The organism is Streptomyces sp. AC555_RSS877, from assembly GCF_019049245.1.
Classification (GTDB): domain Bacteria; phylum Actinomycetota; class Actinomycetes; order Streptomycetales; family Streptomycetaceae; genus Streptomyces.
In genome coordinates this window covers 244,149-264,818 of record NZ_JAGMUK010000040.1, presented here as the reverse complement: position 1 = coordinate 264,818, position 20,670 = coordinate 244,149, and the positions used below count along the sequence as shown (strand labels likewise).

Sequence of the window (20,670 nt, the reverse complement as noted above, 5' to 3'; positions counted from 1 at the left end):
TCCACGGGACTTACTCATAAAGTGACCTTATGAGCTCATAGACCGGACCCGCGTACCAACTAAGGCTTGCCTTAGTTTAGGCTTCCCGACGAGACGCCTTGTCACCGCTCGAAGGGAACCTGATCATGCCCCGCCCCTTGCGGGTAGCAATCGTCGGAGCCGGCCCCGCCGGGATCTACGCCGCCGACGCCCTGCTCAAGTCCGACGTGGCCGCCGAACCCGGCGTGTCCATCGACCTCTTCGAGCGGATGCCGGCCCCGTTCGGCCTGATCCGTTACGGCGTCGCCCCCGACCACCCCCGCATCAAGGGCATCATCACGGCCCTCCACCAGGTGCTCGACAAGCCGCAGATCCGTCTCTTCGGCAACGTCGACTACCCGACCGACATCAGCCTGGACGACCTGCGGGCGTTCTACGACGCCGTGATCTTCTCCACGGGCGCGACGGCCGACCGCGAGCTGTCCATCCCCGGCATCGAGCTCGACGGCTCGTACGGCGCCGCGGACTTCGTGTCCTGGTACGACGGCCACCCGGACGTGCCGCGCACCTGGCCGCTGGAGGCCGAGAAGGTCGCCGTGCTCGGCGTCGGCAACGTGGCGCTCGACGTGGCGCGCATCCTCGCCAAGACCGCGGACGAACTGCTGCCGACGGAGATCCCGCCGAACGTCCACGACGGACTCAAGGCCAACAAGGCCCTGGAGGTCCACGTGTTCGGCCGCCGTGGCCCGGCGCAGGCGAAGTTCAGCCCGATGGAGCTGAGGGAGCTGGACCACTCCCCCAACATCGAGGTCATCGTCGACCCCGAGGACATCGACTACGACGCGGGCTCGATCGAGACCCGGCGCGGCAACAAGCAGGCCGACATGGTCGCCAAGACCCTGGAGAACTGGGCGATCCGCGACGTCGGCGACCGGCCGCACAAGCTCTTCCTGCACTTCTTCGAGTCACCTACGGAGATCCTCGGCGAGGACGGCAAGGTCGTCGGCCTGCGCACCGAGCGCACCGCCCTGAACGGCACGGGCAACGTCAAGGGCACCGGCGAGTTCAAGGACTGGGACGTCACCGCGGTCTACCGCGCGGTCGGCTACCTCTCCGACAAGCTGCCCAAGCTGCCCTGGGACCTCGACTCGGGCACGGTTCCGGACGCGGGCGGCCGGGTCCTCCAGGAGAGCGGCGAGCCCCTGCAGTCCACGTACGTCACCGGCTGGATCCGGCGCGGCCCGGTGGGCCTCATCGGCCACACCAAGGGCGACGCCAACGAGACGGTGTCGAACCTGCTGGACGACCACACCAACGGCCGTCTGCAGACGCCGGGTTCCCCCGAGCCGGAGGCGGTGGACGCGTTCCTCGCCGAGCGGGACGTCCGCTTCACCACCTGGGAGGGCTGGTACAAGCTGGACGCCGCCGAGAAGGCGCTGGGCGAACCGCAGGGCCGCGCGCGCGTGAAGCTCGTCGAGCGTGAGGACATGCTCAAGGCGAGCGGCGCCTAGGACGACGACAACGGCCTCGACGGTGCCGGATTCATCTCCTCCGGAACCGTCGAGGCCGTTTTTCATTCCCCCCGTTGCCCCCGTTGCCCCCGAAAAAGCGGCCTGACTCAGGTTCTCCGTCCCCGGCCGCCGGCCCGGCTCCGCAGGACAACGCGCCGAGCGGGGACTTCAATGGGAAGCATGGGTGTTCGGTGCAGGACAACACACCACGTCAGGACGGCAGCCGCCGCGGTGGCCTGGCTCCGCTCCTCCTCGCCGCCCCCGCAGCTCACACAGCAGGACGTGGACAACGCCGTCGGCGAACTGGACGGCATCGTGCGGGACGGGATGGAAGAGACCGGCGTGCCGGGCGTCGCGGTGGCGGTCGTGTACAAGGACCGGGTCGTCCATGTGACGGGGTTCGGGAAGCGGCAGGCCGGGCTGTCCCCGGCGGTCGGGCCCGACACGGTGTTCCAACTCGCCTCGCTGTCCAAACCGTTGGCGTCGACCGTCGTGGCCGGCGCCGTAGGCGACAAGGTGATCGACTGGGACGACCCGGTAGCCGGACATCTGCCGGGCTTCGCCCTCAAGGACAGGTGAGTGACCGGACACGTCACCGTGGCCGACCTGTTCTCGCACCGCAGCGGACTGCCGGACCACGCCGGTGACCTCCTCGAAGACCTCGGCTACGACCGGTCGTACATCCTCGGCCACCTCCGCCACGAGCCGCTGACACCGTTCCGCGCGAGCTACGCGTACACCAACTGCGGGGTGACGGCGGCCGGCCAGGCGGTCGCGAACGCCAAGGGCACGACGTGGGAGAAGCTCTCCGAGGACACGCTCTACGATCCGGCCGGCATGAACACCACCAGCTCCCGCTTCGCCGACTACGACAAGGCCGGCGACAAGGCCGTCACCCACGTCGGGGCCGCCGACGGCACCTGGCAGGCGAGGTACGTGCGTGACGCGGACGCCCAGGCACCGGCGGGCGGCGCGAGTTCCACCGCCCGCGACATGTCCACCTGGCTCCGGCTGCAACTGGCGAACGGCGAACTCGGCGGCAAGCGGATCATCCCGGCCGAACCGCTGGAACAGACCCACGTCCCCGCGATCGTCTCCCAGCCGCCACCCGCGCCGGCCGGCCGCACCGGCTTCTACGGCCTGGGCTGGAACGTCAGCTACGACGATCTCGGCCGCCTGCGCCTGAGCCACTCCGGCGCCTTCGCCCTGGGCGCGAACACCAACGTGACCATGCTGCCGGGCGAACAGCTCGGGATCGCCGTGCTCACCAACGGCGAGCCGGTCGGTCTCGCCGACTCCATCGCCCTGAACTTCTTCGACACCGCCCAGCACGGCAAACCGACCGCGGACTGGCTCGACCTGGCCGCCGATCTCTACGAGCAGCAGGAACAGGCGGGTCGCTCCCCCACCGACTACGCCAAGCCGCCCGAGGACGCCTCCGAGGCCCGCGTGGACAGCGCCTACACCGGCACCTACGCCAACGACTACTACGGCCCCCTGACCTCACCGCGACGAACGGAACCCTGACCATGCGGCTCGGCCCCCAGCCGAAGACCTTCCGCCTGACCCACTACGACGGCGACACGTTCAGCTTCGAGACGACCGGCGAGAACGCCACCGGTCCGTCCGGCGTCACCTTCCGCGACGTCGGGGACGGGCAGGCGACCCGGGTGACCATCGAGGCCTTCGACGAGAGCGGACTGGGCACGTTCACCCGCGAGGAGCCGTGAGCCGTGAGCCGTGGCGAACAGGGCCCGCCCCAATGCGGATGGTGAGCGGGCCCCGTTCGAGAAGTCATTGTGGCGGGGCCGCCGCGGACGGGACAGGAGTGAACCGCTCCTGACGGGTGCGCACCGTTCGCGCCCCGAGTGCGCGCGGTCGCGCATGAACACGCGCTGGGCGTCCTCCCGGGGCAGGTCGCCGTCGACTAGCTCGTACACGAAGTCCTCCACGCCCTCCGTGCGGGTGGGCCCGGCGGTCACGGAGTTGACGGTGACGCCGCTGCCGGCCACCTCCTTGGCGAAACCTCGGCTGACCGCGAGCAGCGCGGTCTTCGACCCGCCGTAGTGGATCGTCTCGGCCGGGACACCGCCCGCGCGTGTCGACGGGCCGGACCCCCGGTTGATCTCCACCCACCCGCGGCGACGATACTGGCACTCGCATCCGCCCCCGCTCACAGATGGATCCATGCCAAGTTCCCCCACCGACCGCCCCACCACTCCCCCCACCCTGTGGCCGGCCCGCGGCCGCCATGTCGGACCCGGCGCGGCCGACGTGCTCCGCCACCGCCTGCGGAGTCTCAAGGACGACGAGGTCCTCGACGACTTCGCGGAACTGCCCGCGGCCGAGGACGCCGCGGAGCGGGTCTTCGAGGCCCGATGGCGGGCGCCGGGCGAGGTGACCGTGCGCGCCCGGCTGACCCTCGTACCCGAAGCCGACGACGCGTCCCGGTGGACGCTGGTGGCGGAGGCCGAACGGCGCTGGGACCAGTCCTGGCCCTCGCCCGCCACCATGTTCTGGCCCGACACACCGGACGCCGCCTGGGACCACGAGGCCGTCACCGGCCTGCCGTTCCGCGACCTCACCCCGCTGCCGTCGGACGACAAGGCCATACGGCGGCTGTTCAAGGACGCCGTACGCGGCTGGGCCGTCCACGTCGTCGTCCACGAGGCCATGACCCCCGACGAACGCGGTCGCCGTCCGCTGACCCGACTGCTGCCGCCGAGCCTGCGGCACCGCGTGGTCGAGCACCGGGCGGCCCCTGACCAGCTGCGGGTCGTGAACTGGGCCCTGCGCGGCCTCAAGGTGGAGGTGCCGCGCGGCGGGGCCGTGATCCTGCCCGGACAACCGGTGCCGCCCGGCTACCACGACGGTGCCTTCGCCGTCCGCAGCGTCTTCCTCGACGGGTCGGAGCCGACCGAGCTGATCGAGACCGTGACCCGCTACACCGAGCTGCCCAGGCCCCTGCCGGACGGTGCCGACGAGGCGCTCACCGCGCTGCGGGAGCAGTGGCAGCTGCTGACGCTGGAGGAGGAACTCGCCCGCGAGCGCGGTCTGGTGGCCAGGTACGCCGAGGCGCTGGAGGCCATGACCAGGTCCCGGGACCTGTACCGGGAGGCCGCCGAGCGGGCCAACGAGGCGCTGGCCGCCTACCGCGAGGCCGTGCCGGGCCCGGCGCCCGACGGCTCGGCCGGTGCGCCCGCCGGATCCGCCCTCCAGCAGCTGACCCGGACGTTCGAACGTCTCAAGGGCTCCACCAAGGCCCTGCGCCCCACCCGCGCGGAAGGCGACGGTGAGGTTCCGCCGGACACGTCCGGGCGCGAGGTCAGCTGAAGAGCGGGAAGCGGTCGGCGTCCGGTCCCAGGGCGCCCCGTTCCGCCTCCGTGAGGGGTGCGCGGCCGGTGGCGGCGCGGGCGTACCGCTCGTCGCTCCACCCCAGCGGGACGGGCCGTCCCAGCAGGCCGTCCAGCGTGGCGCGGACGGCGGCCAGGCCGGTCGGCGCCGGCCCCGGGGCCGCGGGCAGCCGGGCCACCAGGTCGAGGTGGTGGATGCTCGCCTCGACGGCGAGCGTGACCATCAGGTCCCCGGCGGTCAGGACATGGCCCTGCGTGATGACACGGTCGTCCGGCCGGGCCGCCGCCGCGGCGGTCACGGTGGCCGCCGTGGTCTCCAGGTACAGCTCCTTCAGCTGCCGGAAATCGGGGAACATGCTGGCGCCCACCCGGTTACGGCGCCGCCCGTCGGCCGCGCCGACCGGATCCGGTGCCCACTGGCGCCAGTAGGTGACGGCATCGCGGTCGGCCGGCCCGGTGGCGGGCGTGTGCAGGGCCACCAGTGCGCGCTGGGCGTCCGCGACACAGTGGAACACCAGATCGCGGACCGCCCAGCCCGCGCAGTCCGTGGGCAGCCAGGACTCCTCGTCCCCGAGGGGACGGACCACGGCGGCGAAGGCCTCGTAGGCGGCTCGCAGCACCTCGGCCGGGTGGTCGCGGTTCACGTGATGCGCAGTCATGACGGCAGCCTAGGCAGGCGGCGCGGGCACGCGGCGACGTTTCAGTCGGTGCTGCGGCTCGCCTCGGCCATCGGGCGTTCCGCCGGGGCGTTTCTCGGCGACTGCGGCGATGTCAGGCGGGCCAGCAGGGCCGTCAGCGCGGCCAGGGACGCGCAGAGGGCCGCCGTACCGACGAGCCAGTCCGGGGCGAGGGAGAGGTCCAGGGCCCGGGAGAGCCCCGGCGAGTGGAAGCGGCTCTCGAACAACTGGACCGCGGCCAGCCCCGCCGGGACCAGCACGGCCACCGCGAGCAGCGGCACGGCCGGCCGCGCGCTCAGCAGGAGGGCCAGGAGCGGGCACAGGGCGGACACGCCGAGGGCGAACCCGTGGACGCGCAGGGACGCGCCGTCGCGGTGCGGTGGGAAGCAGAGCAGCGCGCAGACGGCGAGGGCGAGGGCGGCGAGCCGACCGGGCCACAACGCCGGCCGTACGGCCCGTGCCGGGGTGCGGCGGGGCCGCGGGCCGGAAACGGGGTCCGGCCGGGGACCGTCGGCGGCGGGTCCGCCGTCCTCGTCGGCGGATTGCGAGTTCGGCTGTTCCTCCTCCGCCGCCGGCGAGGGGGGGTTCCACCGGCCGCTCCGCGGCGAGCCGGCCGATGAGGTCGACGAGTTCCTCGACGGGCCGGCCGGTGGCTGCCGCCCGTACCGCCTCGTGGCCGCAGTGCGGTTCCAGCGGGGTCCGGTGCAGCAGGGCCACCAGCCGGCTCACGTCCTCCAGCGGACGGCACTCGGCCGCGGCGCGGATCGCCTCGTCCGCGCTGTCGGCGTCACGCGGCGGCCGGGTCAGCAGGGCGGCCAGCCGGGTGACGTCCTCCACGGACCGGTCGACGCCGACCGCGCGCAGTGCGGCGACGGTGGCCTGTGCGTACTCCGGCGATCGTTCCAGCAGGGTGACGAGGTGGACGACGTCCTCCGGGGACCGGTCGGCCACGACGGCACGGACGAGTTCGCCGACCGGATCGCCGTACGACGACGCGACGGTGGGGCCGGCCGGTTCGGCGGGGGTTATGCCGGCTTCGTTCGAGTGGGCTTCCGGTGGACGGGTCGTCATCCTCGGCTCCAGGGGAAGGGTGCGGTCGCTCCTGCGTCACCGACGTGCGACATGCGACGTTACGGTGACGATTACCAGGCGTCCCTGCCGCGGCGTGCCACTCAGTGACCCACTGGTATGAGCGCCGCGTCCGGCAGGCCATACCGGGGCCGTAACCGGGAATCCGACAAGAGACGGGCGCGCGGTGCCGCCCGCGGGACGAAAAGGGGGCGGGCCGTGGACTCGACCACAACGGTGATCGTCGTCGCCGCGGTACTCGCGGCAGTGGCACTGGCCGTGGCCGTGGTGCTGCTGGTCCGGCTGGTGCGGGCGCGGCGCAGTCTGCGGCGGGCGGGGCTGCCGACCGGGCCCCGCTGGGTCTTCTGGGGCGCCCTGCTGTACTTCGTGCTGCCGACCGACCTGCTGCCCGATCCGGTGTATTTGGACGACATCGGCGTACTGCTCCTGGCGCTGCGCACACTGCGCGCCTCGCCCACGACGCCCGAGCGCGGCGCACCGAACGGGACATGACTACGCACCGTAAGGAAACCAATCACCCGTTCGATTCGTATAAGTCTCTGGAAGCCCGAGGAAGTCGGCGGACCGAGCGAGGCCGCGGGGTGACCGTCGTTTGATCGAGCAGCACCGGCGAGGGAGAGACGATGCAACCGTTCGCGCTCAACTACGCACGTCCGGCAGCGGAGTTGGAGGCCACCACTCCGTTCGTCTATGACTCCGGACTGCAGTTGAACGTGCTCTTCGACGGGCGGATCGCCGCCCGCGACCACGGCCTGATGAGGGAACTGGGGACCACGACCTCCACCGCGGGCTCCAAGACGCACTTCGACGACTGAACACGGCGCGGCCCAAATGACCGTGTTGATTCTTACCTGCGAAGAGGACGTGACCGCCGACATGGTGGTCGTGCACCTCAACGCGACGGGGGTTCCGGTGGTCCGGCTCGACCCCGCCGACCTGACCGGCGGGGTGGCGCTGTCCGGCGAGTTCGTGCACGGCAGGTTCCGGGGCCATCTGTCGTCCGGGGGGCGCCTGGTGAGCCTCGAGGGGCTGCGGTCCGTGTGGGTGCGCAGGCCGGGGGCCCCGGCCGCGCGGGCGGCGGCGCCCTCCGCCTGGCTGACCGAGGAGGCCTCACAGGCGCTTTACGGGATGCTCCGCGGCTGCGGCGCGCGCTGGATGAACCATCCCGACGCGGCGCGCCGGGCCCGCCACAAGCCCTGGCAGCTGCGGCTCGCCCAGCTGTGCGGTCTGCCGGTGCCGGCCACCCTCATCACGACGTTTCCGCAGGCCGCCCGCGAGTTCTCGGAACGCTATCCGGACCTGGTGGTCAAGCCAGTCTCCGGCGCCCATCCGCAGGACCCGCCCCGGGCGGTGCCGACCAGCCGGGTCGCCCCGGACACCGACTTCTCCGCCGTCGCGTTCGGGCCGACGCTGCTGCAACGGCGGGTCGCCAAGCGGGCCGACATCCGCCTGACCGTCGTGGGCGAGGGGCTACTGGCCGCCCGCAAGGCCGTCGCCGACGACGCGGAACCCGACGAGGTGGACGTCCGGTTCGCGTCGAACACCGAGCCCTGGCGTCCCGTCGAGGTGCCGCCGCGCGTCGCCGCGGCGGTGCGGGCGTACGTCCGGGACGCCGAACTGGCCTATGGTGCCTTCGACTTCGCCGAGGACGCCGACGGGACGTGGTGGTTCCTGGAGTGCAATCAGTCGGGGCAGTTCGGCTTCGTCGAGGTGGAGACGGGCCAGCCGATCGCGCACAGCGTCGCCGAGTGGCTCGCCCGACCGGGCCCGCGGCCACGGGCCCACGTCAACGGCGCCGACTCGGCGGTGCGCTGAGTTCGGGTCAGTAGGACCGCGGGCCGGGCAGGGCCGCCCGCTGCCAGCCCGCGCCCGGGGCGGCCTGGCGGTCGGTGGGGAGGGGGGAGCCGAGGGAGGACTGCAGCGGTCGCATGACGTACTCCAGTTCCCTGGTCACCCGCTCGGCCTCCCTGCGAGTCTGAAGGGGAACGTCGCCGCGCTCCGCGACGAGCCGGTCGTAGATGGGGGAATCCTGGAACACCCGTCAACGCGCCTTTCGTGTCACTGCCCATGCAGTTGGGCACGAATGTCGAGTGTAGGCGCCTCCGCACACGGACACGCACATTCCGGCGCGGGGCTTGACGTCAACGCCGGTTGCCGTTCGGGTCAGGCCCCGGTCGTGGATCCGGGCCGGACGATCATGAGGACGGTGACGGTCGCCCACAGCAGGTTGAAGACGCCGGTGAACATGGCGAGTTGCACCGTGCCGCTGCGTTCCACGGCCTTGTGCTCGGCGAGCTCGCCGAGGAGTTCCTCCTGGCGCGGCAGGACGAGGGCGACGAGGACGCCGGCCGCCGCCGCGGTCAGGGCCATGGACGCGGTGAGCCAGCCGTCCCCCAGGACGCCCATCGCGGCCGCGGTGGCGAAGCCGAGGACGGGGACCGCCAGCCCGATGCCGGAGTAGACACGGCAGATGCGGTGCAGCAGGCGTACGGTGCCGATCCCCGCGGTGTCGGGCCCGTCCGCGCTCACCTGGACGCGTCTCGCCGCGGGCGGGAACATGCTGGCCGCGACGGTGACGGGGCCGACGGCCACGATGGCGGCCAGGACGTGCAGGGTCAGCAGGAACTTGGTCATCGAGTGAGGTGTCCTTCGGTGCCGCGGTCGACGGTGTCCGCTCACCCTAGGAATCACGCGGGTGATCACACAGAGGCAGAAACGACAGGCGCCAACGGGTTCTCGCCAACGCCCGGTTCAGGCACCGAGGCCGATCCCGTGCTCAGCAGCGGTTCGTGGCCTTGGCGGGAATCCGCCTATCGTGGCGCTCATGCACACAATCGCGATCCTGGCTCTTGATCACGTGGTGCCGTTCGACATGGCGGCCCCCATGACGGTGTTCGACTGGACGCGGCTTCCCGACGGGCGCCGTCCGTACCGGGTGCGGCTGTGCGCGGAGTCCCCGGACGTGCGGGCGGACGGTGGTTTCGGCCTGCGGGTCGAGTGGGGGCTGGAGGCGCTGGCGGACGCCGACACGGTCATCGTGCCGGGCTGCTCCGAGGCGGCCGGGCCGACGTCCCCCGCCGTGCTGGCGGCGCTGCGGCGGGCCGCGGAGGCGGGGACGCGGATCGCGTCCGTGTGCGTGGGTGCCTTCGTGCTGGCGGAGGCCGGACTGCTGGACGGGCTCGGCGCCACCACGCACTGGGTGGCCGCCGATGTGCTGGCCCGGCGCTTTCCGCGCGTCGACGTGCGGCCGGACGTGCTGTACGTCGACAACGGGCAGATCCTGACGTCGGCCGGGGCCGCCGCGGCCATGGACATGTGTCTGCACATGATCCGCCGGGATCTGGGCTCGGCCGTCGCCGCGCACTCCGCACGGATGTCCGTCATGCCGCTGGAACGGGAGGGCGGTCAGGCGCAGTTCATCGTGCACGAGTTCCCGCCCGTACCGCAGGGCTCGACCCTCGAACCGCTCCTGGAGTGGATCGAGGACCACCTGGCCGACGAGATCACCCTGGCGGCGATGGCGGCCCGCTCGGGACTGAGCGAGCGCACCTTCAGCCGTCGTTTCCGCGAGCAGACGGGCACCACGCCGTTGCAGTGGCTGCTCCGGGCACGGGTCCGGCGGGCCCAGTACCTGCTGGAGAACAGTGACCACCCGGTGGAACGGATCGCGCGGCAGGCGGGGTTCGGCTCGCCCACCGCCTTCCGCGAACGGTTCCGCCGAGTGGTCGGCACCACCCCGCAGGCCTATCGCTCCGCATTCCACGGAAAGACGGATGCCGTCCCGGCAGCGCACTCCTAGCCCTTCGGCGGCCGGGACGGCACGGTGTCACACCGCCAGCCGCAGACCGCTCTCCCCGTCCGGGTCGGTGGTGGCGACCGGCGGGCGCCCGGCGTCGGCCAGCAGGACGTCCGCCTTGGCGACCGCGTCGTGGATGTCGGCGGTCCCCATCATCACGCACAGCGTGTAGCTGACGTCCTCCAGTTCACGTGCCGTGGCTTCCCTTTCCCTTTCCGCCTGAGCGATCCGCAGCGATGCGTAGCGAGTCAGCAGCTTCCTGACGACCTTCGGGTCCGGAACGAGCACGTAGCGCCCCTCTCTCGATTTTCGCTGCGTATGCCCGAACCCCGACGGACCATTCACATCCGCCACCATTGAGGCCTCATTTGGCTCGATTTCGTTACGTTCCGGTCCGCGGGCGCGCGAGAGTTCCTCGTGCATGCCGGTCCCTGCGGCAGCCGGTCGACGAACTCGAGTGCGTCATCACTCGCCGAGCGAGCGTGGCGGTCCCGTCGTCACTCGCCGAGCGCGCGGGCGAGTTCGGTGGTCGCCCGGGCGAGCTCGGTGTCCTCCTCGGCCATCAGCCGCCGCAGGACACCGCGGCGCTCGCGGACGGCCCGGCGCGCCGCGCGCTCCCACACCACCGGGTTCTCACGGTGGTTGAGCAGCTTGGGGTAGACGGCGGCCGTGCTCTCCCACTGCCGGGCGTCGGCGATGCTCTTGAGCAGCTGGATGATCTCGGCCCGGCAGGTCACGTGCGGGAGCTGGGCGAGTTCCCACAGGAAGGGGACCGTTGCGGCGGTGGCCTGCTCCACCACGAAGCCGTACTGGCAGATGCGGGTCCGCAGGTCGGCGAGAGCGGCCCGGGCGGTCTCGGCGTCGCCCCAGGCGACGCTGCCCAGGAGCAGGGGGATGGCCGCCGCGCAGCCGGTGGAGTCCTGGATGTCTCGCCACGGCACCCGTTCGAGTGCCATGAGGGGCGCGGTCCTGGCCACCCCGGTCGGCGGCACGTGGTGGTCGGTGCGCTCGGTGCTCGATGGGGGCGTCGGAGCGGTGCGCATGGCGTGGGGCCTTTCCGCGGCGGTCATGGGTTGGTCGTCTCAGGGGGGAGGGCAGGCCGACAGCCTGGCCCAGACGGTCTTGCCGGCCGGGGGTTTGAGGGTCCAGCCCCACTCCTCGGCCAGGGCGTCGACGATGCACAGCCCACGGCCGTGCTCCCGCAGGTCGGTGGCGTCGCCGCCGGTGAACTCGGGCACGTTGTCACCGGAGTCCGAGACGGTGAGCAGTACATGGCCGGGATCGAGCAGGAGTCCCAGCCACACCTCCGGCTCGCGCGCCGCGGCGCGCGGCACCGCGTGCGCCACGGCGTTGGCGGCCAGTTCGGTGATCACCAGGACGGCGTCGTCGCTGCGGTGGCCGAGTGACCAGCAGTGCAGCGTGTCGCGGGTGAAGGCGCGGGCCAGGGCGAAGCCTTCCCCGCTGCATCTGATGCGCAACGCGGCAAAGTCCGCGGCCTCGCTCGGGGGCACGGCCCTCGGCGTGGCTTGCTCACTCGGGGGCGCCGGTCGAGGCACAGGCGGGGGCCCGGCGGTGACTGCCGCTCCACCACCCGCTCCCGGCGCAGCCCGGCCCGGCTCCCGGATCATGTGGTTCGCAGGTGACGACACGGCATCTCCCTGATGCGACGTCAAGACGGGGCGTCTCCCCGGGGGTTGACGCCGCAGCTATTATCCACGCTGAAAGCGCCCGCGTGCAATTGCACGAGAAATTGCACGCAAAGAATGTGTGGGACGGGAGGGGTCGATGACACACCCGACCCGGCCTTCCGGGGCAGCCGGGCACAGCGCCCGGCGAGGAACGTGAACAGCAAGGAGAGTGCGGTGCCACCAGTGCAGAACGGAGTGCGGGCGAGCTCGTTGGACGCCCGTTGGATCAAGAGCCGGCACAGCAATGCCGAGGGCAACTGCGTCGAAGTGGCCACCCTGGGCGACGGCGGCGTCGCCGTGCGCAACTCCCGTCACCCCGACGGGCCGGCCCTCGTCTACACCCCGGCCGAGGTGGCGGCGTTCGTCGCGGGCGCGAAGGAGGGCGAGTTCGACCACCTGCTGTGAGGGCTTCTGCCCGGCTGGGGTCAACTCCCTTCTGTGTTCGGGTGGATGCGCTGCGACACGGCGGAGTGCGATAATGTGGGTCGCCTCTATGCCGGTTCCCTGGGAGTTTGGATGTCCGCCGAGTCGCAGCGCATCTCCCGACTGCAGCCGTATCTGGACCGGTCCGAGCCGGCTCCGACACTACTGAAGATGCTGGTCGGCGTGCAGTTGGCCGGTTTCCGCGAGGACGCCGGGTTCGCCCAGGAGCAGGCGGCGCGGGCCCTCGGGTTCAGCGCGGCCAAGCTGTCCCGCATCGAGTCGGGCAAGGGCCGCCGGCCTCCGGCCGACAGCGACGTCCGCGCACTGCTGGAGTTGTACGGCACCGAGGACTACGAGGCCTCCGTGCTGCTGAAACTGCTCGAACGTGCCGGTGAGCCGGGATGGTGGCAGCGGTACGACAAACGGCTGATGCCCGAGTGGTTCGACCGGCTGGTCGGCCTGCAGGAGGCGGCCGCCGCGATCCGTACGTTCGAGATCCAGTACGTTCCCGGCCTGTTGCAGACCCCCGACTACACGCGGGCGGTGGTCGAGCGCGGCCTGCCCGCCGCGGCCGCGGCCGAGGTCCGGCGCCGTGTGGAACTGCGCACCCGCCGGGCCGAGTTGCTGCTGCGGGCGGACGCTCCTCAGCTGTGGGCGATCATCGACGAGTCGGTCCTGCTGCGCGTCCTGGGCAGCAAGGACGTGATGCGCGAACAGCTCGAACACCTCGTCGAGATGGCCGAGCGACCGAACGTGACCGTGCAGATCGTGCCGTTGGACGTCACGAACGCCTCGGCGCCGTCGATCCCGATCACGTATCTCCGCTTCGGCGGACTGGATCTGCCCGACGTGGTCTACCTCGAGCACATCAAGAGCGCGAACTTCCTCGAGGACCGTGACGAGACGGAGGAGTACCGGCTGGCGCTGGACCGGCTGGCCGACGAGGCACTGGAACCGCGGGATTCACTGGAGCTGCTGCGACAGACGATGAAGCAGCGCTACGGCGGATGAGGCGGGGCACGGCTGACAACGCCCCTCACGAAGAGATCTCGTGAGGGGCGTTCCTGTGTGCCGTCCGACTACCGCAGGCGGCCCACGCCGCCGAACTCGATCCACTCGTGGGTGAGCTGACGGGGCGCGACCTCCGTGTCCGGGCGCCAGGTGGAAACCTCGACCAGGCCCGGGTCGAGGACGTCCAGGTCCTCGAACCACTCGGCGACGTCCTTCTCCTGACGCACCCGGCCCCAGTGGCCCTGGGTCGCCTGGTCCATGAAGTTGGTGACGAACTCACGGACCTCGGGGTCCTCGCTGACCAGCTGGCACATCACCAGGAAGCTGCCGGGCACCAGGCGTTCGGCCACGCGCCGAACCACCGCCTGGGGTCCGTCCGTCTCGCTGTCGGGGATGCAGTGCATCACCGAGTTGAAGAGCACGGCGACCGGCTGGTCGAAGTCGATCAGGCGCTGCGTCTCGGGGTGCGAGAAGATCACGTCCGTCTCCCGCATGTCCGCGTGGATCACGGCGGTGCGCTCGTCCTGCTCCAGCAGGGCGCGGCCGTGGACCAGCACCATCGGGTCGTTGTCGACGTAGACCACGTGCGTTTCCGGGTCGATGCGCTGGGCGACCTGGTGGACGTTGTCCTGGGTGGGCAGGCCTGAGCCGTGGTCCAGGAACTGGCGGATGCCGTGTTCCGCCGCCAGAGTCTTGACCACCCGCTGGAGGAAGCGCCTGTTGTTGACGGCCAGCCGGCGCGTGCTGGGAACGACCTTGTCGAGTTCTTCACACGCCGCCCGGTCGGCCGCGTAGTTGTCCTTGCCGCCCAGGTAGTGGTCGTACATGCGCGCGGCCGTGGGCACCGTGGCGTCGATCGACGTGGACAGCTTGTTACCGGTCTCCATCTTTCCCCCAGCTTCATGCCGTGCCAACTGGCCTGGCAGGACAGGGAGTACATCCTAGAGACCTGAGGTTTGCGGATGCCAGTCCGCGCCCGTTCCCGGGTCTCAGACGGCGTCCAGCTCCGCACGTTCGTCCGCGGTCAGCACGAGGTCCGTGGCGGCGGCCGAGTCGCGGATCGTCCCGGGGCGGCTCGCGCCCGGGATCGGTACGACCACCGGCGACTTGGCGAGCATCCAGGCCAGGCACACGCGCTGCGGGCTCACTGCGCGGGCCTCGGCGATCCGCGCGAAGGGTGCGTGGGAGGAACCCAGTTCACCGGCCCGGGAGATGCCGCCGAGCGGGCTCCAGGGCAGGAAGGCGATGCCGAGTTCGTCGCACAGGCGCAGTTCAGGCTCGCTGGAGCGGAAGGCCGGTGAGAACTGGTTCTGTACGGAGACCAGCCGACCGCCGAGGATCTCGTTGGCCAGCCCGATCTGTTCCGGGTCGGCGTTGGAGATCCCCGCCATGCGGATCTTCCCCTCGTCGAGGAGGTCACGGATCGCGCCGAGGGAGTCCGCGTAGGGCACCCGCGGGTCGGGGCGGTGGAACTGGTAGAGCCCGATGGCCTCCACGCCGAGGCGGCGCAGCGAGGCCTCACAGGCGTCCTTGAGGTGTTGGGGGCTGCCGTCCAGGGTCCAGCTCCCGTCGCCGGGGCGCAGATGCCCGCCCTTGGTGGCGACCAGGACGTCGCCGCCCCGGTCGTGGGAGGCGAGGGCCTTGGCGATCAGGGTCTCGTTGTGTCCGACGTCGTCGGCGTCGCGGTGATAGGCGTCCGCGGTGTCGATCAGCGTCACGCCGGCGTCGAGGGCCGCGTGGATCGTCGCGAGGGAGCGGGCCTCGTCCGGCCGGCCTTCGAGCGACATGGGCATGGCGCCCAGGCCGATCGCGCTGACTTCGACGTCACCGATACGGCGAGTGTGCATGGGCTCGTGACCTCTTTCGGGTGTCGCGCGGTCCCCGTCGGCGTCCGACGCGCCGGGCTCGGGTGCGCGGCGGCGCCGAACACACTCCAGCGTCGCTGGCCGGGTGGCGGAGGTCCAATAGAAGAACGAGAACGGATTCAGCAGCCGGGGCGCTGAATCCGTTCTCGTTCAGGCTGCGCAGCGGTACTTGCGCGCCGTCAGATCACGTGACCTCAGGAACTTCGCGATATCAGGGCCGACGCGACGTGAGGTACTCCTCGACTCCGGGGGCGCGGTGTGCGTCCTCCGCGCCCACCAGCCCGCCGACCGCCTTCCGGTCGGGCCGCAGCACGTAGGTGGACAGGCTCGCGGGCCGGGCCACGTCGGAGAAGTCCTGCGGTGAGCCGAGGCCGGTGTCGGCGTTCTTCTGCGCGCGGTGCGCCTTGACCACGTCCTCCCTGGCCAGGCTGCCCGCCTCGCAGGCCTTCTCCAGGTCGGCGCCCAGGAGCTGGGCGGCGTTGTATCCGGACAGCACGCCGGAGTCGACCGGGGAGCCGGGGTACTTCTTCCCGTACGCGGCGACCATGCGGCGCACCCCGGGCAGGTCGGAGCTCACGGCCGGTGCGGCGCTCACCACGTGCAGCATGCCTTCCAGCGCGGCCGCCGCGGGCGTCTTCATGAGCTGGGGCGCGAAGCCCGGGGCGCTGCTGACGATCGGCACGCGCAGTCCTCGGGAGGCCGCGACTCCGGTCAGGGAGGCGGTCTGGGCCGGTCCCGCACTGATGAGGACGGCCTTGACGCCCGCCTTGCGCAGCGCGGACACCTGTGCGGACAGGTCCGTGTCGGTGGCCTTGATCTTCTGGCCGGCGACCTTCAGCCCCGCCTGCTTCGCCGCCCAGCGTGAGCCTTCCAGCGCGTTGGCGCCGTAGTCGCCCTCGAAGTACACGTGGCCGATCGTGTCGCCCTTGCCGAGTCCCTTCGTCCGGGTGAGGAAGTCGACAGCGGCGATCATGTCGACGTCGTACGTGGTGCCGAGGACCTGGACGGAGTCCTTGCCGAGGAGGGAGGCCGCCCAGGCCTGCGGGAAGGTCAGCAGCCGGTCGCGCTCGATGTCGTCCAGGAGCGCGGCGACGACGGGCGACCCGATGACCTGGGGCAGTGCCACCACGTCCGTCGAGATGTCGGCGTACGCGGTGACGGCCTTCTGCACGTCGTAGCCGTGGTCCTTGACGACGATCTCGACCTTGCGGCCGCACACGCCGCCCTTGGCGTTGGTCTCGTCGGCCCACATCTTCTGTGCCTGGACGATGCTCTTGCCGAGGGTGGCGTAGGGGCCGGTCAGGTCGGTCAGCGCGCCGAGCCTGACGGTCTTGTCGGTGACACCGGGGCCGGTCTTCACGCCGTCGGCGCCGTCGCCGGTGCTCTGGTCGCCGGCTTTGGAGCTGCAGCCCGCCATCAGCAGGGCGACGGCCGCGGCGGTGGCGACGGCGGTGAGGCGGTTCCTGTGGTGCGTGACGTTCACGGGGTGTGCTCCTTGGCTCGTACGGCTGGGGTGGATCCCTGGGAGGGGGGCGCGGGCGCCGGTGGGTGTTCCGCGGAGCGTCCGGCGCGCAGTCGTCGGATCAGGCCGTGCAGTCCGCCGGGGGTGTACAGCAGCACCAGGACGATCGCCGCGCCGTAGAGGTAGCGGGCCGCCTCGGTCGGGCCGACGACGCCGTCCGTCGCGCCCGGCGCCGTCACCAGCGGCAGCTGGTCGGCGTAGCGCGTCATCAGCAGGGGAAGCGCGGTGACGAAGACGGCTCCCGCGGTGGCTCCGGCCACGGAGCCGAGGCCGCCGATGACGATCATGGCGAGGTAGTCGACGGAGAGCGCCAGGACGAAGTAGTCCGGCACGACACGGCGGAAGGCGAGTGCCAGCAGCACTCCGGCCAGTCCGGCGTACATCGAGGACACGACGAAGGCCGCCGAGCGGTACCGGGCCACGTGCACGCCCATCACCGCGGCCGCCGTCTCGCTGTCGCGCAGCGCCGACAGGGCCCGGCCGGGGCGCCCGCGCAGCAGGCCGCGCGCCGTGAACCAAGTGAGGGCGAACAGTGCCAGGCCGAGGTACCACAGCCGTTCCGCGGCGCCGAAGGGGACGCCCAGCAGGACCAGTTGGGGATTGCTGTCGGTGAAGCCCGGCAGCGGCGGGACCGAGCGGCCGTTGAATCCGCCGGTGACGGAGTCCGCGGTCAGCAGGACGTGGTGGCCGAGGAACACCAGCGCGAGCGTGGCGACGCCCAGGTAGATGCCGCGCACCCGGCCGGCGACGGGACTGAACAGTCCGCCGGCCGCTCCGGCGAGGAGCACCGCCAGGATGAGGGCGAGGACGGGCGGGAGCCCCGGTCCGGGCTCTCCGGCGAGCCACACGTAGCCGTACGCTCCCACGGCGAGGAAGAAGGCGTGGCCGAGGGAGAGTTGTCCCGCGGTCCCGGTCAGCAGGCCGAGGCCGACGGCACCGATGGCCGCCGCCAGCGAGAACAGGCCGATGCGCAGCCAGAAGGCGTCCAGGTAGAAGGGCAGTACGCACAGGAGGACGAGGGGAAGGACTCTTTTCCCCCAGTGCAGGGCCCGGGCTGCGGACGTGGAATCAGACACGTGCCGCTCCCTTCGCGCCGAACAGCCCGGTGGGCCGCACGAGGAGCACCAGCACCATCACGGCGTACGGGGCGACGTCGCCGAATCCCTCGCCCAGGACGTGCAGTTCCGACTGGTAGCCGGCCACGAGCGCTTCGGTCAGGCCGATCAGCATGCTGCCGGCGAGGGCGCCGGCCGGTGACGTCATGCCGCCGAGGATCGCGGCCGGGAAGGCCTTGAGGGCGATCTGGCCGGTGGTGCGCTCCAGCCCGGGGGCCGGGAAGGCGACGAGGAAGACCGCGGCCAGTGCGGCCAGAGCGCCTGCCAGGCACCAGGCGAGGGTGCGTACCCGTGTCAGCCGTACGCCCATCAGGGCGGCGGCCTCCCTGTCCTCGGCCGCGGCGCGCAGGGACAGCCCCCAGGCGGTGTACCGGAAGAGGGCGAAGACCGCTCCGATGACCACGGCCGACACGACGATCGCGGCGAGCCTGCTGTCGGCGACGGTCACCGGTCCGAGGTCACGCACCGAGTCGCCCCAGGGGTCTCCCAGGGACAGCAGGTCGCCCCCGATGCGCCGGGACAGGTCGGTCACCAGGACGATGTCGATGCCGATGGTCACGATGGTCTGCACATGGGCGGCGTGCGCATCCGGCTCGCCGCGCTGGAGCAGGAGGCGGTCGAGCGCTCCGGCCACGGTCGCCGTCGCCACCACGGCGAGGGCGAGGGCACCGGCGAAGCCGAGGTCCTCGTGCAGGACCGCGGTGAGGTAGCCGCCGAGCAGGAGCAGGGAGCCGTGGGCGAAGTTCAGTACGCCCGACGCCTTGAAGATGACGACGAAGCCGAGGGCGACGAGTGCGTAGACCGAGCCGAGGGCGAGGCCGTTCAGGAGGTTGTCGAGGAGTCCGGTCATGCCACGTCCTCCTGCGGGGTTTCGGTGCCGAGGTAGGCGCGCAGCACCTCGGGGTCGCGCCGGATCTCGTCGGGGGTTCCGCCGGCGATGCGGCGGCCGAAGTCGAGGACGGTGACCTCGTCGGCGAGGCGCATGACCAGGCCCATGTCGTGCTCCACGAGGACGACGGACAGGCCGAGTTCGGTCCGGACGTTGCGGACGGCCTCGGCGGTGCGGGTGCGTTCGGCGGCGTTCATGCCGGCCACGGGTTCGTCGAGCAGCAGCACGCTCGGTTCCAGGCACAGGGCGCGGGCGAACTCCACCCGCTTGCGGTCGCCGTACGGCAGCAGCGCGACCGGTGTGTCGAAGTGGTTCCCCAGGCCGGTGAGTTCGGCGATCTCACGCGTCCTGGCGAGGTGTTCGCGCTGTTCGCGGGCGGCCCACGGCAGGCGCAGGGCGCTGGCCGTGAAACCCGCGCGGGACAGCACGTGGCGGCCGAGCATGAGATTGTCCGCGACGGTTCCCTCGGTGGTGACGATGTTCTGGAAGGTTCGGGCCACGCCCAGGGCGGCGATGCGGTGCGGCGGGAGCCGGGTGAGTTCCGCGTCGCCGAGCACGACGGTGCCGGAGGCGGGCCGGCACAGGCCGGACAGGACGTTGAAGCAGGTGGACTTGCCGGCCCCGTTGGGGCCGATGAGGGCGTGCACCGACCCCGGGGCGACGGTGAAGGACACCTCGTCGAGCGCGGTGAGTCCGGCGAAGCGCACGGTGACGTCCCGGACGCGCAGCTCGGAGGGCTCGGTGGTCTGCGGTCGCTGTGCGGAGGTGCTCACGCGGCCCCCTGGCCGGTGTCGGAGGGGTGGTCGGTGCCGGTCTGCTCGCCGAGGTACAGGCGGCGCACCGCGTCGGTGCGGGCGAGTTCGTCGGCGGGCCCGGACAGCCGGACCTCGCCCACCTCCAGGACACGGGCGTGGTCGGCGAGCGAGAGCGCCATGCCCGCGTTCTGTTCGACCAGCAGGACGGCGGTGCCCTGGGCGTTGATCTCGCGGACGACTTCGGCGATCCGGTGCACCATCTGCGGGGCCAGGCCGAGCGAGGGTTCGTCGAGCAGGAGCAGGCGGGGCGCCGCCATCAGGGCGCGGCCGATGGCCAGCATCTGCTGTTCTCCCCCGGAGAGCAGGCCGGCGGCCTGCTGGGTGCGTTCGGCGAGCCGGGGGAAGAGGGTGAACACCCGGTCCCGGCCGTCTCGGACGAGTGCCGGGCTGCGCCGGCCGAGGCCGAGGCCCCCGCTGCGCAGGTTCTCGTCGACGGTGAGCCCGGCGAACACGCGCCTGCCCTCGGGCACCTGGACGACTCCGGCGCGTACCGCGGCGACCGGGTCCCGGCCGTCGAGCTCCGTGTCGCCGTAGCGGATGCGGCCGCCCGTGATCGTCCCGCGATGCAGCCTGAGGGTGCCCGACACGGCGCGCAGCAGGGTCGTCTTTCCAGCGCCGTTGGCGCCGAGCAGGGTGACGACGCCGCCGTGCGGGACGGTCAGTGACACCGAGCGGAGGGCGGACAGGGCGCGGCCGTAGGTGACGTCGAGGTTCTCGACGTGCAGGGCGGCTTCCTCGTCCGGTGGGCGTGCGGGCATCGCGGCTCCTCGTATCCGTGCCGGGCGGCACGGGCTGCGGGGGAAGGGGAGCTCACGACAGCACGGGGGCCGACCGCCGGTACAGGACTTGAGGCGCGGTCGCTGCGCCGTCCCAGTGCCCACCCGGTGGCCTTGTGCGGCTGCCCAGGGGGTACGGCACGGCAGTCGCCGTCACTCGC

At 71.7% G+C, this 20,670-nt stretch carries 22 protein-coding genes and 2 pseudogenes; 9 read left to right on the top strand and 15 right to left on the bottom strand.

The genetic code is table 11. From position 1 onward, the window contains the following. The first annotated feature begins 125 nt into the window (after window positions 1-125). Window positions 126-1,490, top strand: a complete 1,365-nt coding sequence (locus KUM49_RS18555) for an FAD-dependent oxidoreductase (protein WP_217237960.1) — start codon at window positions 126-128, stop codon at window positions 1,488-1,490. Between the two features lie 171 nt (window positions 1,491-1,661). Then, window positions 1,662-3,220 (top strand): annotated as a pseudogene (locus KUM49_RS18550) (serine hydrolase). A 147-nt stretch (window positions 3,221-3,367) separates the two neighbouring features. On the opposite strand, the pseudogene KUM49_RS18545 reads toward KUM49_RS18550, so the two are convergent. Further along, window positions 3,368-3,586, bottom strand: a pseudogene (locus KUM49_RS18545) (SDR family oxidoreductase); the annotation flags it as partial. A gap of 91 nt (window positions 3,587-3,677) precedes the next feature. Between KUM49_RS18545 and KUM49_RS18540 the strand changes: the two are divergent. After that, the gene (locus tag KUM49_RS18540) at window positions 3,678-4,823 is read left to right on the top strand and encodes a hypothetical protein (protein WP_217237959.1); all 1,146 of its coding nucleotides are present in this window, start codon (window positions 3,678-3,680) and stop codon (window positions 4,821-4,823) included. On the opposite strand, the gene KUM49_RS18535 is transcribed toward KUM49_RS18540, so the two are convergent. Together KUM49_RS18535 and KUM49_RS48365 are read right to left on the bottom strand one after the other, a co-directional pair. Next, complete coding sequence (locus tag KUM49_RS18535) at window positions 4,816-5,502, bottom strand: maleylpyruvate isomerase N-terminal domain-containing protein (RefSeq protein ID WP_217237958.1); 687 nt, start codon at window positions 5,500-5,502, stop codon at window positions 4,816-4,818. The two genes, KUM49_RS18540 and KUM49_RS18535, sit on opposite strands and share 8 nt — an antisense overlap. Before the next feature lie 41 nt (window positions 5,503-5,543). Then, entirely contained in the window at window positions 5,544-5,960 is a 417-nt protein-coding gene (locus KUM49_RS48365; protein WP_254401400.1) for a hypothetical protein, read from the bottom strand. Window positions 5,961-6,807: 847 nt separating this feature from the next. Here KUM49_RS48365 and KUM49_RS18525 point away from each other — a divergent pair. The 3 genes from KUM49_RS18525 (at window position 6,808) to tgmB (ending at window position 8,424) form a co-directional block, all read left to right on the top strand. Next, complete coding sequence (locus KUM49_RS18525; RefSeq protein ID WP_217237957.1) at window positions 6,808-7,101, top strand: DUF1232 domain-containing protein; 294 nt, start codon at window positions 6,808-6,810, stop codon at window positions 7,099-7,101. A 131-nt stretch (window positions 7,102-7,232) separates the two neighbouring features. Then, complete coding sequence (gene tgmA, locus KUM49_RS18520) at window positions 7,233-7,424, top strand: putative ATP-grasp-modified RiPP (RefSeq protein ID WP_217237956.1); 192 nt, start codon at window positions 7,233-7,235, stop codon at window positions 7,422-7,424. Between the two features lie 16 nt (window positions 7,425-7,440). Next, entirely contained in the window at window positions 7,441-8,424 is a 984-nt protein-coding gene (gene tgmB / locus KUM49_RS18515; RefSeq protein WP_217237955.1) for an ATP-grasp ribosomal peptide maturase, read from the top strand. 7 nt (window positions 8,425-8,431) lie between these two features. On the opposite strand, the gene KUM49_RS18510 is transcribed toward tgmB, so the two are convergent. After that, a complete protein-coding gene (locus KUM49_RS18510) occupies window positions 8,432-8,647 on the bottom strand; it encodes a hypothetical protein (protein WP_217237954.1) in 216 nt (71 codons plus the stop codon). 125 nt (window positions 8,648-8,772) lie between these two features. After that, window positions 8,773-9,243, bottom strand: a complete 471-nt coding sequence (locus KUM49_RS18505; RefSeq protein ID WP_217237953.1) for a hypothetical protein — start codon at window positions 9,241-9,243, stop codon at window positions 8,773-8,775. A gap of 190 nt (window positions 9,244-9,433) precedes the next feature. On the opposite strand from KUM49_RS18505, the gene KUM49_RS18500 reads away from it, so the two are divergent. After that, complete coding sequence (locus KUM49_RS18500; RefSeq protein ID WP_217237952.1) at window positions 9,434-10,408, top strand: GlxA family transcriptional regulator; 975 nt, start codon at window positions 9,434-9,436, stop codon at window positions 10,406-10,408. A 27-nt stretch (window positions 10,409-10,435) separates the two neighbouring features. Here KUM49_RS18500 and KUM49_RS18495 read toward each other — a convergent pair whose 3' ends face one another. The 3 genes from KUM49_RS18495 to KUM49_RS18485 form a co-directional block, all read right to left on the bottom strand. Continuing rightward, window positions 10,436-10,693, bottom strand: a complete 258-nt coding sequence (locus tag KUM49_RS18495) for a DUF5133 domain-containing protein (RefSeq protein ID WP_217238248.1) — start codon at window positions 10,691-10,693, stop codon at window positions 10,436-10,438. A gap of 209 nt (window positions 10,694-10,902) precedes the next feature. Next, window positions 10,903-11,448, bottom strand: a complete 546-nt coding sequence (locus tag KUM49_RS18490; protein ID WP_217238247.1) for a hypothetical protein — start codon at window positions 11,446-11,448, stop codon at window positions 10,903-10,905. A gap of 39 nt (window positions 11,449-11,487) precedes the next feature. Further along, window positions 11,488-11,883 carry an ATP-binding protein gene (locus tag KUM49_RS18485; protein WP_374200170.1) on the bottom strand — a complete coding sequence of 132 codons (396 nt, stop codon included), beginning with the start codon at window positions 11,881-11,883 and terminating at the stop codon, window positions 11,488-11,490. A 384-nt stretch (window positions 11,884-12,267) separates the two neighbouring features. Here KUM49_RS18485 and KUM49_RS18480 point away from each other — a divergent pair, with 384 nt between their 5' ends. Both KUM49_RS18480 and KUM49_RS18475 read left to right on the top strand, forming a co-directional pair. Next, window positions 12,268-12,498 carry a DUF397 domain-containing protein gene (locus tag KUM49_RS18480; protein WP_217237951.1) on the top strand — a complete coding sequence of 77 codons (231 nt, stop codon included), beginning with the start codon at window positions 12,268-12,270 and terminating at the stop codon, window positions 12,496-12,498. 111 nt (window positions 12,499-12,609) lie between these two features. Further along, window positions 12,610-13,527, top strand: a complete 918-nt coding sequence (locus tag KUM49_RS18475) for a helix-turn-helix transcriptional regulator (protein WP_217237950.1) — start codon at window positions 12,610-12,612, stop codon at window positions 13,525-13,527. A gap of 68 nt (window positions 13,528-13,595) precedes the next feature. On the opposite strand, the gene KUM49_RS18470 is transcribed toward KUM49_RS18475, so the two are convergent. The 7 genes from KUM49_RS18470 to KUM49_RS18440 all read right to left on the bottom strand — a co-directional run bounded on the left by KUM49_RS18470 (window position 13,596) and on the right by KUM49_RS18440 (window position 20,491). Then, the gene (locus tag KUM49_RS18470) at window positions 13,596-14,414 is read right to left on the bottom strand and encodes an SAM-dependent methyltransferase (RefSeq protein ID WP_217237949.1); all 819 of its coding nucleotides are present in this window, start codon (window positions 14,412-14,414) and stop codon (window positions 13,596-13,598) included. Window positions 14,415-14,516: 102 nt separating this feature from the next. After that, complete coding sequence (locus tag KUM49_RS18465) at window positions 14,517-15,374, bottom strand: aldo/keto reductase (RefSeq protein WP_217237948.1); 858 nt, start codon at window positions 15,372-15,374, stop codon at window positions 14,517-14,519. 229 nt (window positions 15,375-15,603) lie between these two features. Further along, a complete protein-coding gene (locus KUM49_RS18460) occupies window positions 15,604-16,875 on the bottom strand; it encodes an ABC transporter substrate-binding protein (protein WP_217237947.1) in 1,272 nt (423 codons plus the stop codon). Continuing rightward, window positions 16,872-17,990 (bottom strand): branched-chain amino acid ABC transporter permease, encoded by a 1,119-nt coding sequence (locus KUM49_RS18455; protein WP_374200169.1) that lies wholly within the window; start codon window positions 17,988-17,990, stop codon window positions 16,872-16,874. The genes KUM49_RS18460 and KUM49_RS18455 overlap by 4 nt, the downstream gene beginning before the upstream one ends. Next, complete coding sequence (locus KUM49_RS18450; RefSeq protein WP_217237946.1) at window positions 17,983-18,879, bottom strand: branched-chain amino acid ABC transporter permease; 897 nt, start codon at window positions 18,877-18,879, stop codon at window positions 17,983-17,985. Before KUM49_RS18450 ends, KUM49_RS18455 begins: the two co-directional genes overlap by 8 nt. Then, window positions 18,876-19,691 carry an ABC transporter ATP-binding protein gene (locus tag KUM49_RS18445; protein WP_217237945.1) on the bottom strand — a complete coding sequence of 272 codons (816 nt, stop codon included), beginning with the start codon at window positions 19,689-19,691 and terminating at the stop codon, window positions 18,876-18,878. The genes KUM49_RS18450 and KUM49_RS18445 overlap by 4 nt, the downstream gene beginning before the upstream one ends. Beyond that, a complete protein-coding gene (locus KUM49_RS18440) occupies window positions 19,688-20,491 on the bottom strand; it encodes an ABC transporter ATP-binding protein (protein ID WP_217237944.1) in 804 nt (267 codons plus the stop codon). The genes KUM49_RS18445 and KUM49_RS18440 overlap by 4 nt, the downstream gene beginning before the upstream one ends. Between the last annotated feature and the right edge of the window lie 179 nt (window positions 20,492-20,670).

What these genes read in the sequence shown, in the direction of transcription:
- KUM49_RS18540 (WP_217237959.1), top strand. Translation starts at nt 3,678, where the DNA reads ATGCCAAGTTCCCCCACCGACCGCCCCACCACTCCCCCCACCCTGTGG.
- KUM49_RS18450 (WP_217237946.1), bottom strand. Translation starts at nt 18,879, where the DNA reads ATGACCGGACTCCTCGACAACCTCCTGAACGGCCTCGCCCTCGGCTCG.
- KUM49_RS18500 (WP_217237952.1), top strand. Translation starts at nt 9,434, where the DNA reads ATGCACACAATCGCGATCCTGGCTCTTGATCACGTGGTGCCGTTCGAC.
- KUM49_RS18440 (WP_217237944.1), bottom strand. Translation starts at nt 20,491, where the DNA reads ATGCCCGCACGCCCACCGGACGAGGAAGCCGCCCTGCACGTCGAGAAC.
- KUM49_RS18535 (WP_217237958.1), bottom strand. Translation starts at nt 5,502, where the DNA reads ATGACTGCGCATCACGTGAACCGCGACCACCCGGCCGAGGTGCTGCGA.
- KUM49_RS18490 (WP_217238247.1), bottom strand. Translation starts at nt 11,448, where the DNA reads ATGCGCACCGCTCCGACGCCCCCATCGAGCACCGAGCGCACCGACCAC.
- KUM49_RS18475 (WP_217237950.1), top strand. Translation starts at nt 12,610, where the DNA reads ATGTCCGCCGAGTCGCAGCGCATCTCCCGACTGCAGCCGTATCTGGAC.
- KUM49_RS18505 (WP_217237953.1), bottom strand. Translation starts at nt 9,243, where the DNA reads ATGACCAAGTTCCTGCTGACCCTGCACGTCCTGGCCGCCATCGTGGCC.
- tgmA (WP_217237956.1), top strand. Translation starts at nt 7,233, where the DNA reads ATGCAACCGTTCGCGCTCAACTACGCACGTCCGGCAGCGGAGTTGGAG.
- tgmB (WP_217237955.1), top strand. Translation starts at nt 7,441, where the DNA reads ATGACCGTGTTGATTCTTACCTGCGAAGAGGACGTGACCGCCGACATG.
- KUM49_RS18555 (WP_217237960.1), top strand. Translation starts at nt 126, where the DNA reads ATGCCCCGCCCCTTGCGGGTAGCAATCGTCGGAGCCGGCCCCGCCGGG.
- KUM49_RS18470 (WP_217237949.1), bottom strand. Translation starts at nt 14,414, where the DNA reads ATGGAGACCGGTAACAAGCTGTCCACGTCGATCGACGCCACGGTGCCC.
- KUM49_RS18465 (WP_217237948.1), bottom strand. Translation starts at nt 15,374, where the DNA reads ATGCACACTCGCCGTATCGGTGACGTCGAAGTCAGCGCGATCGGCCTG.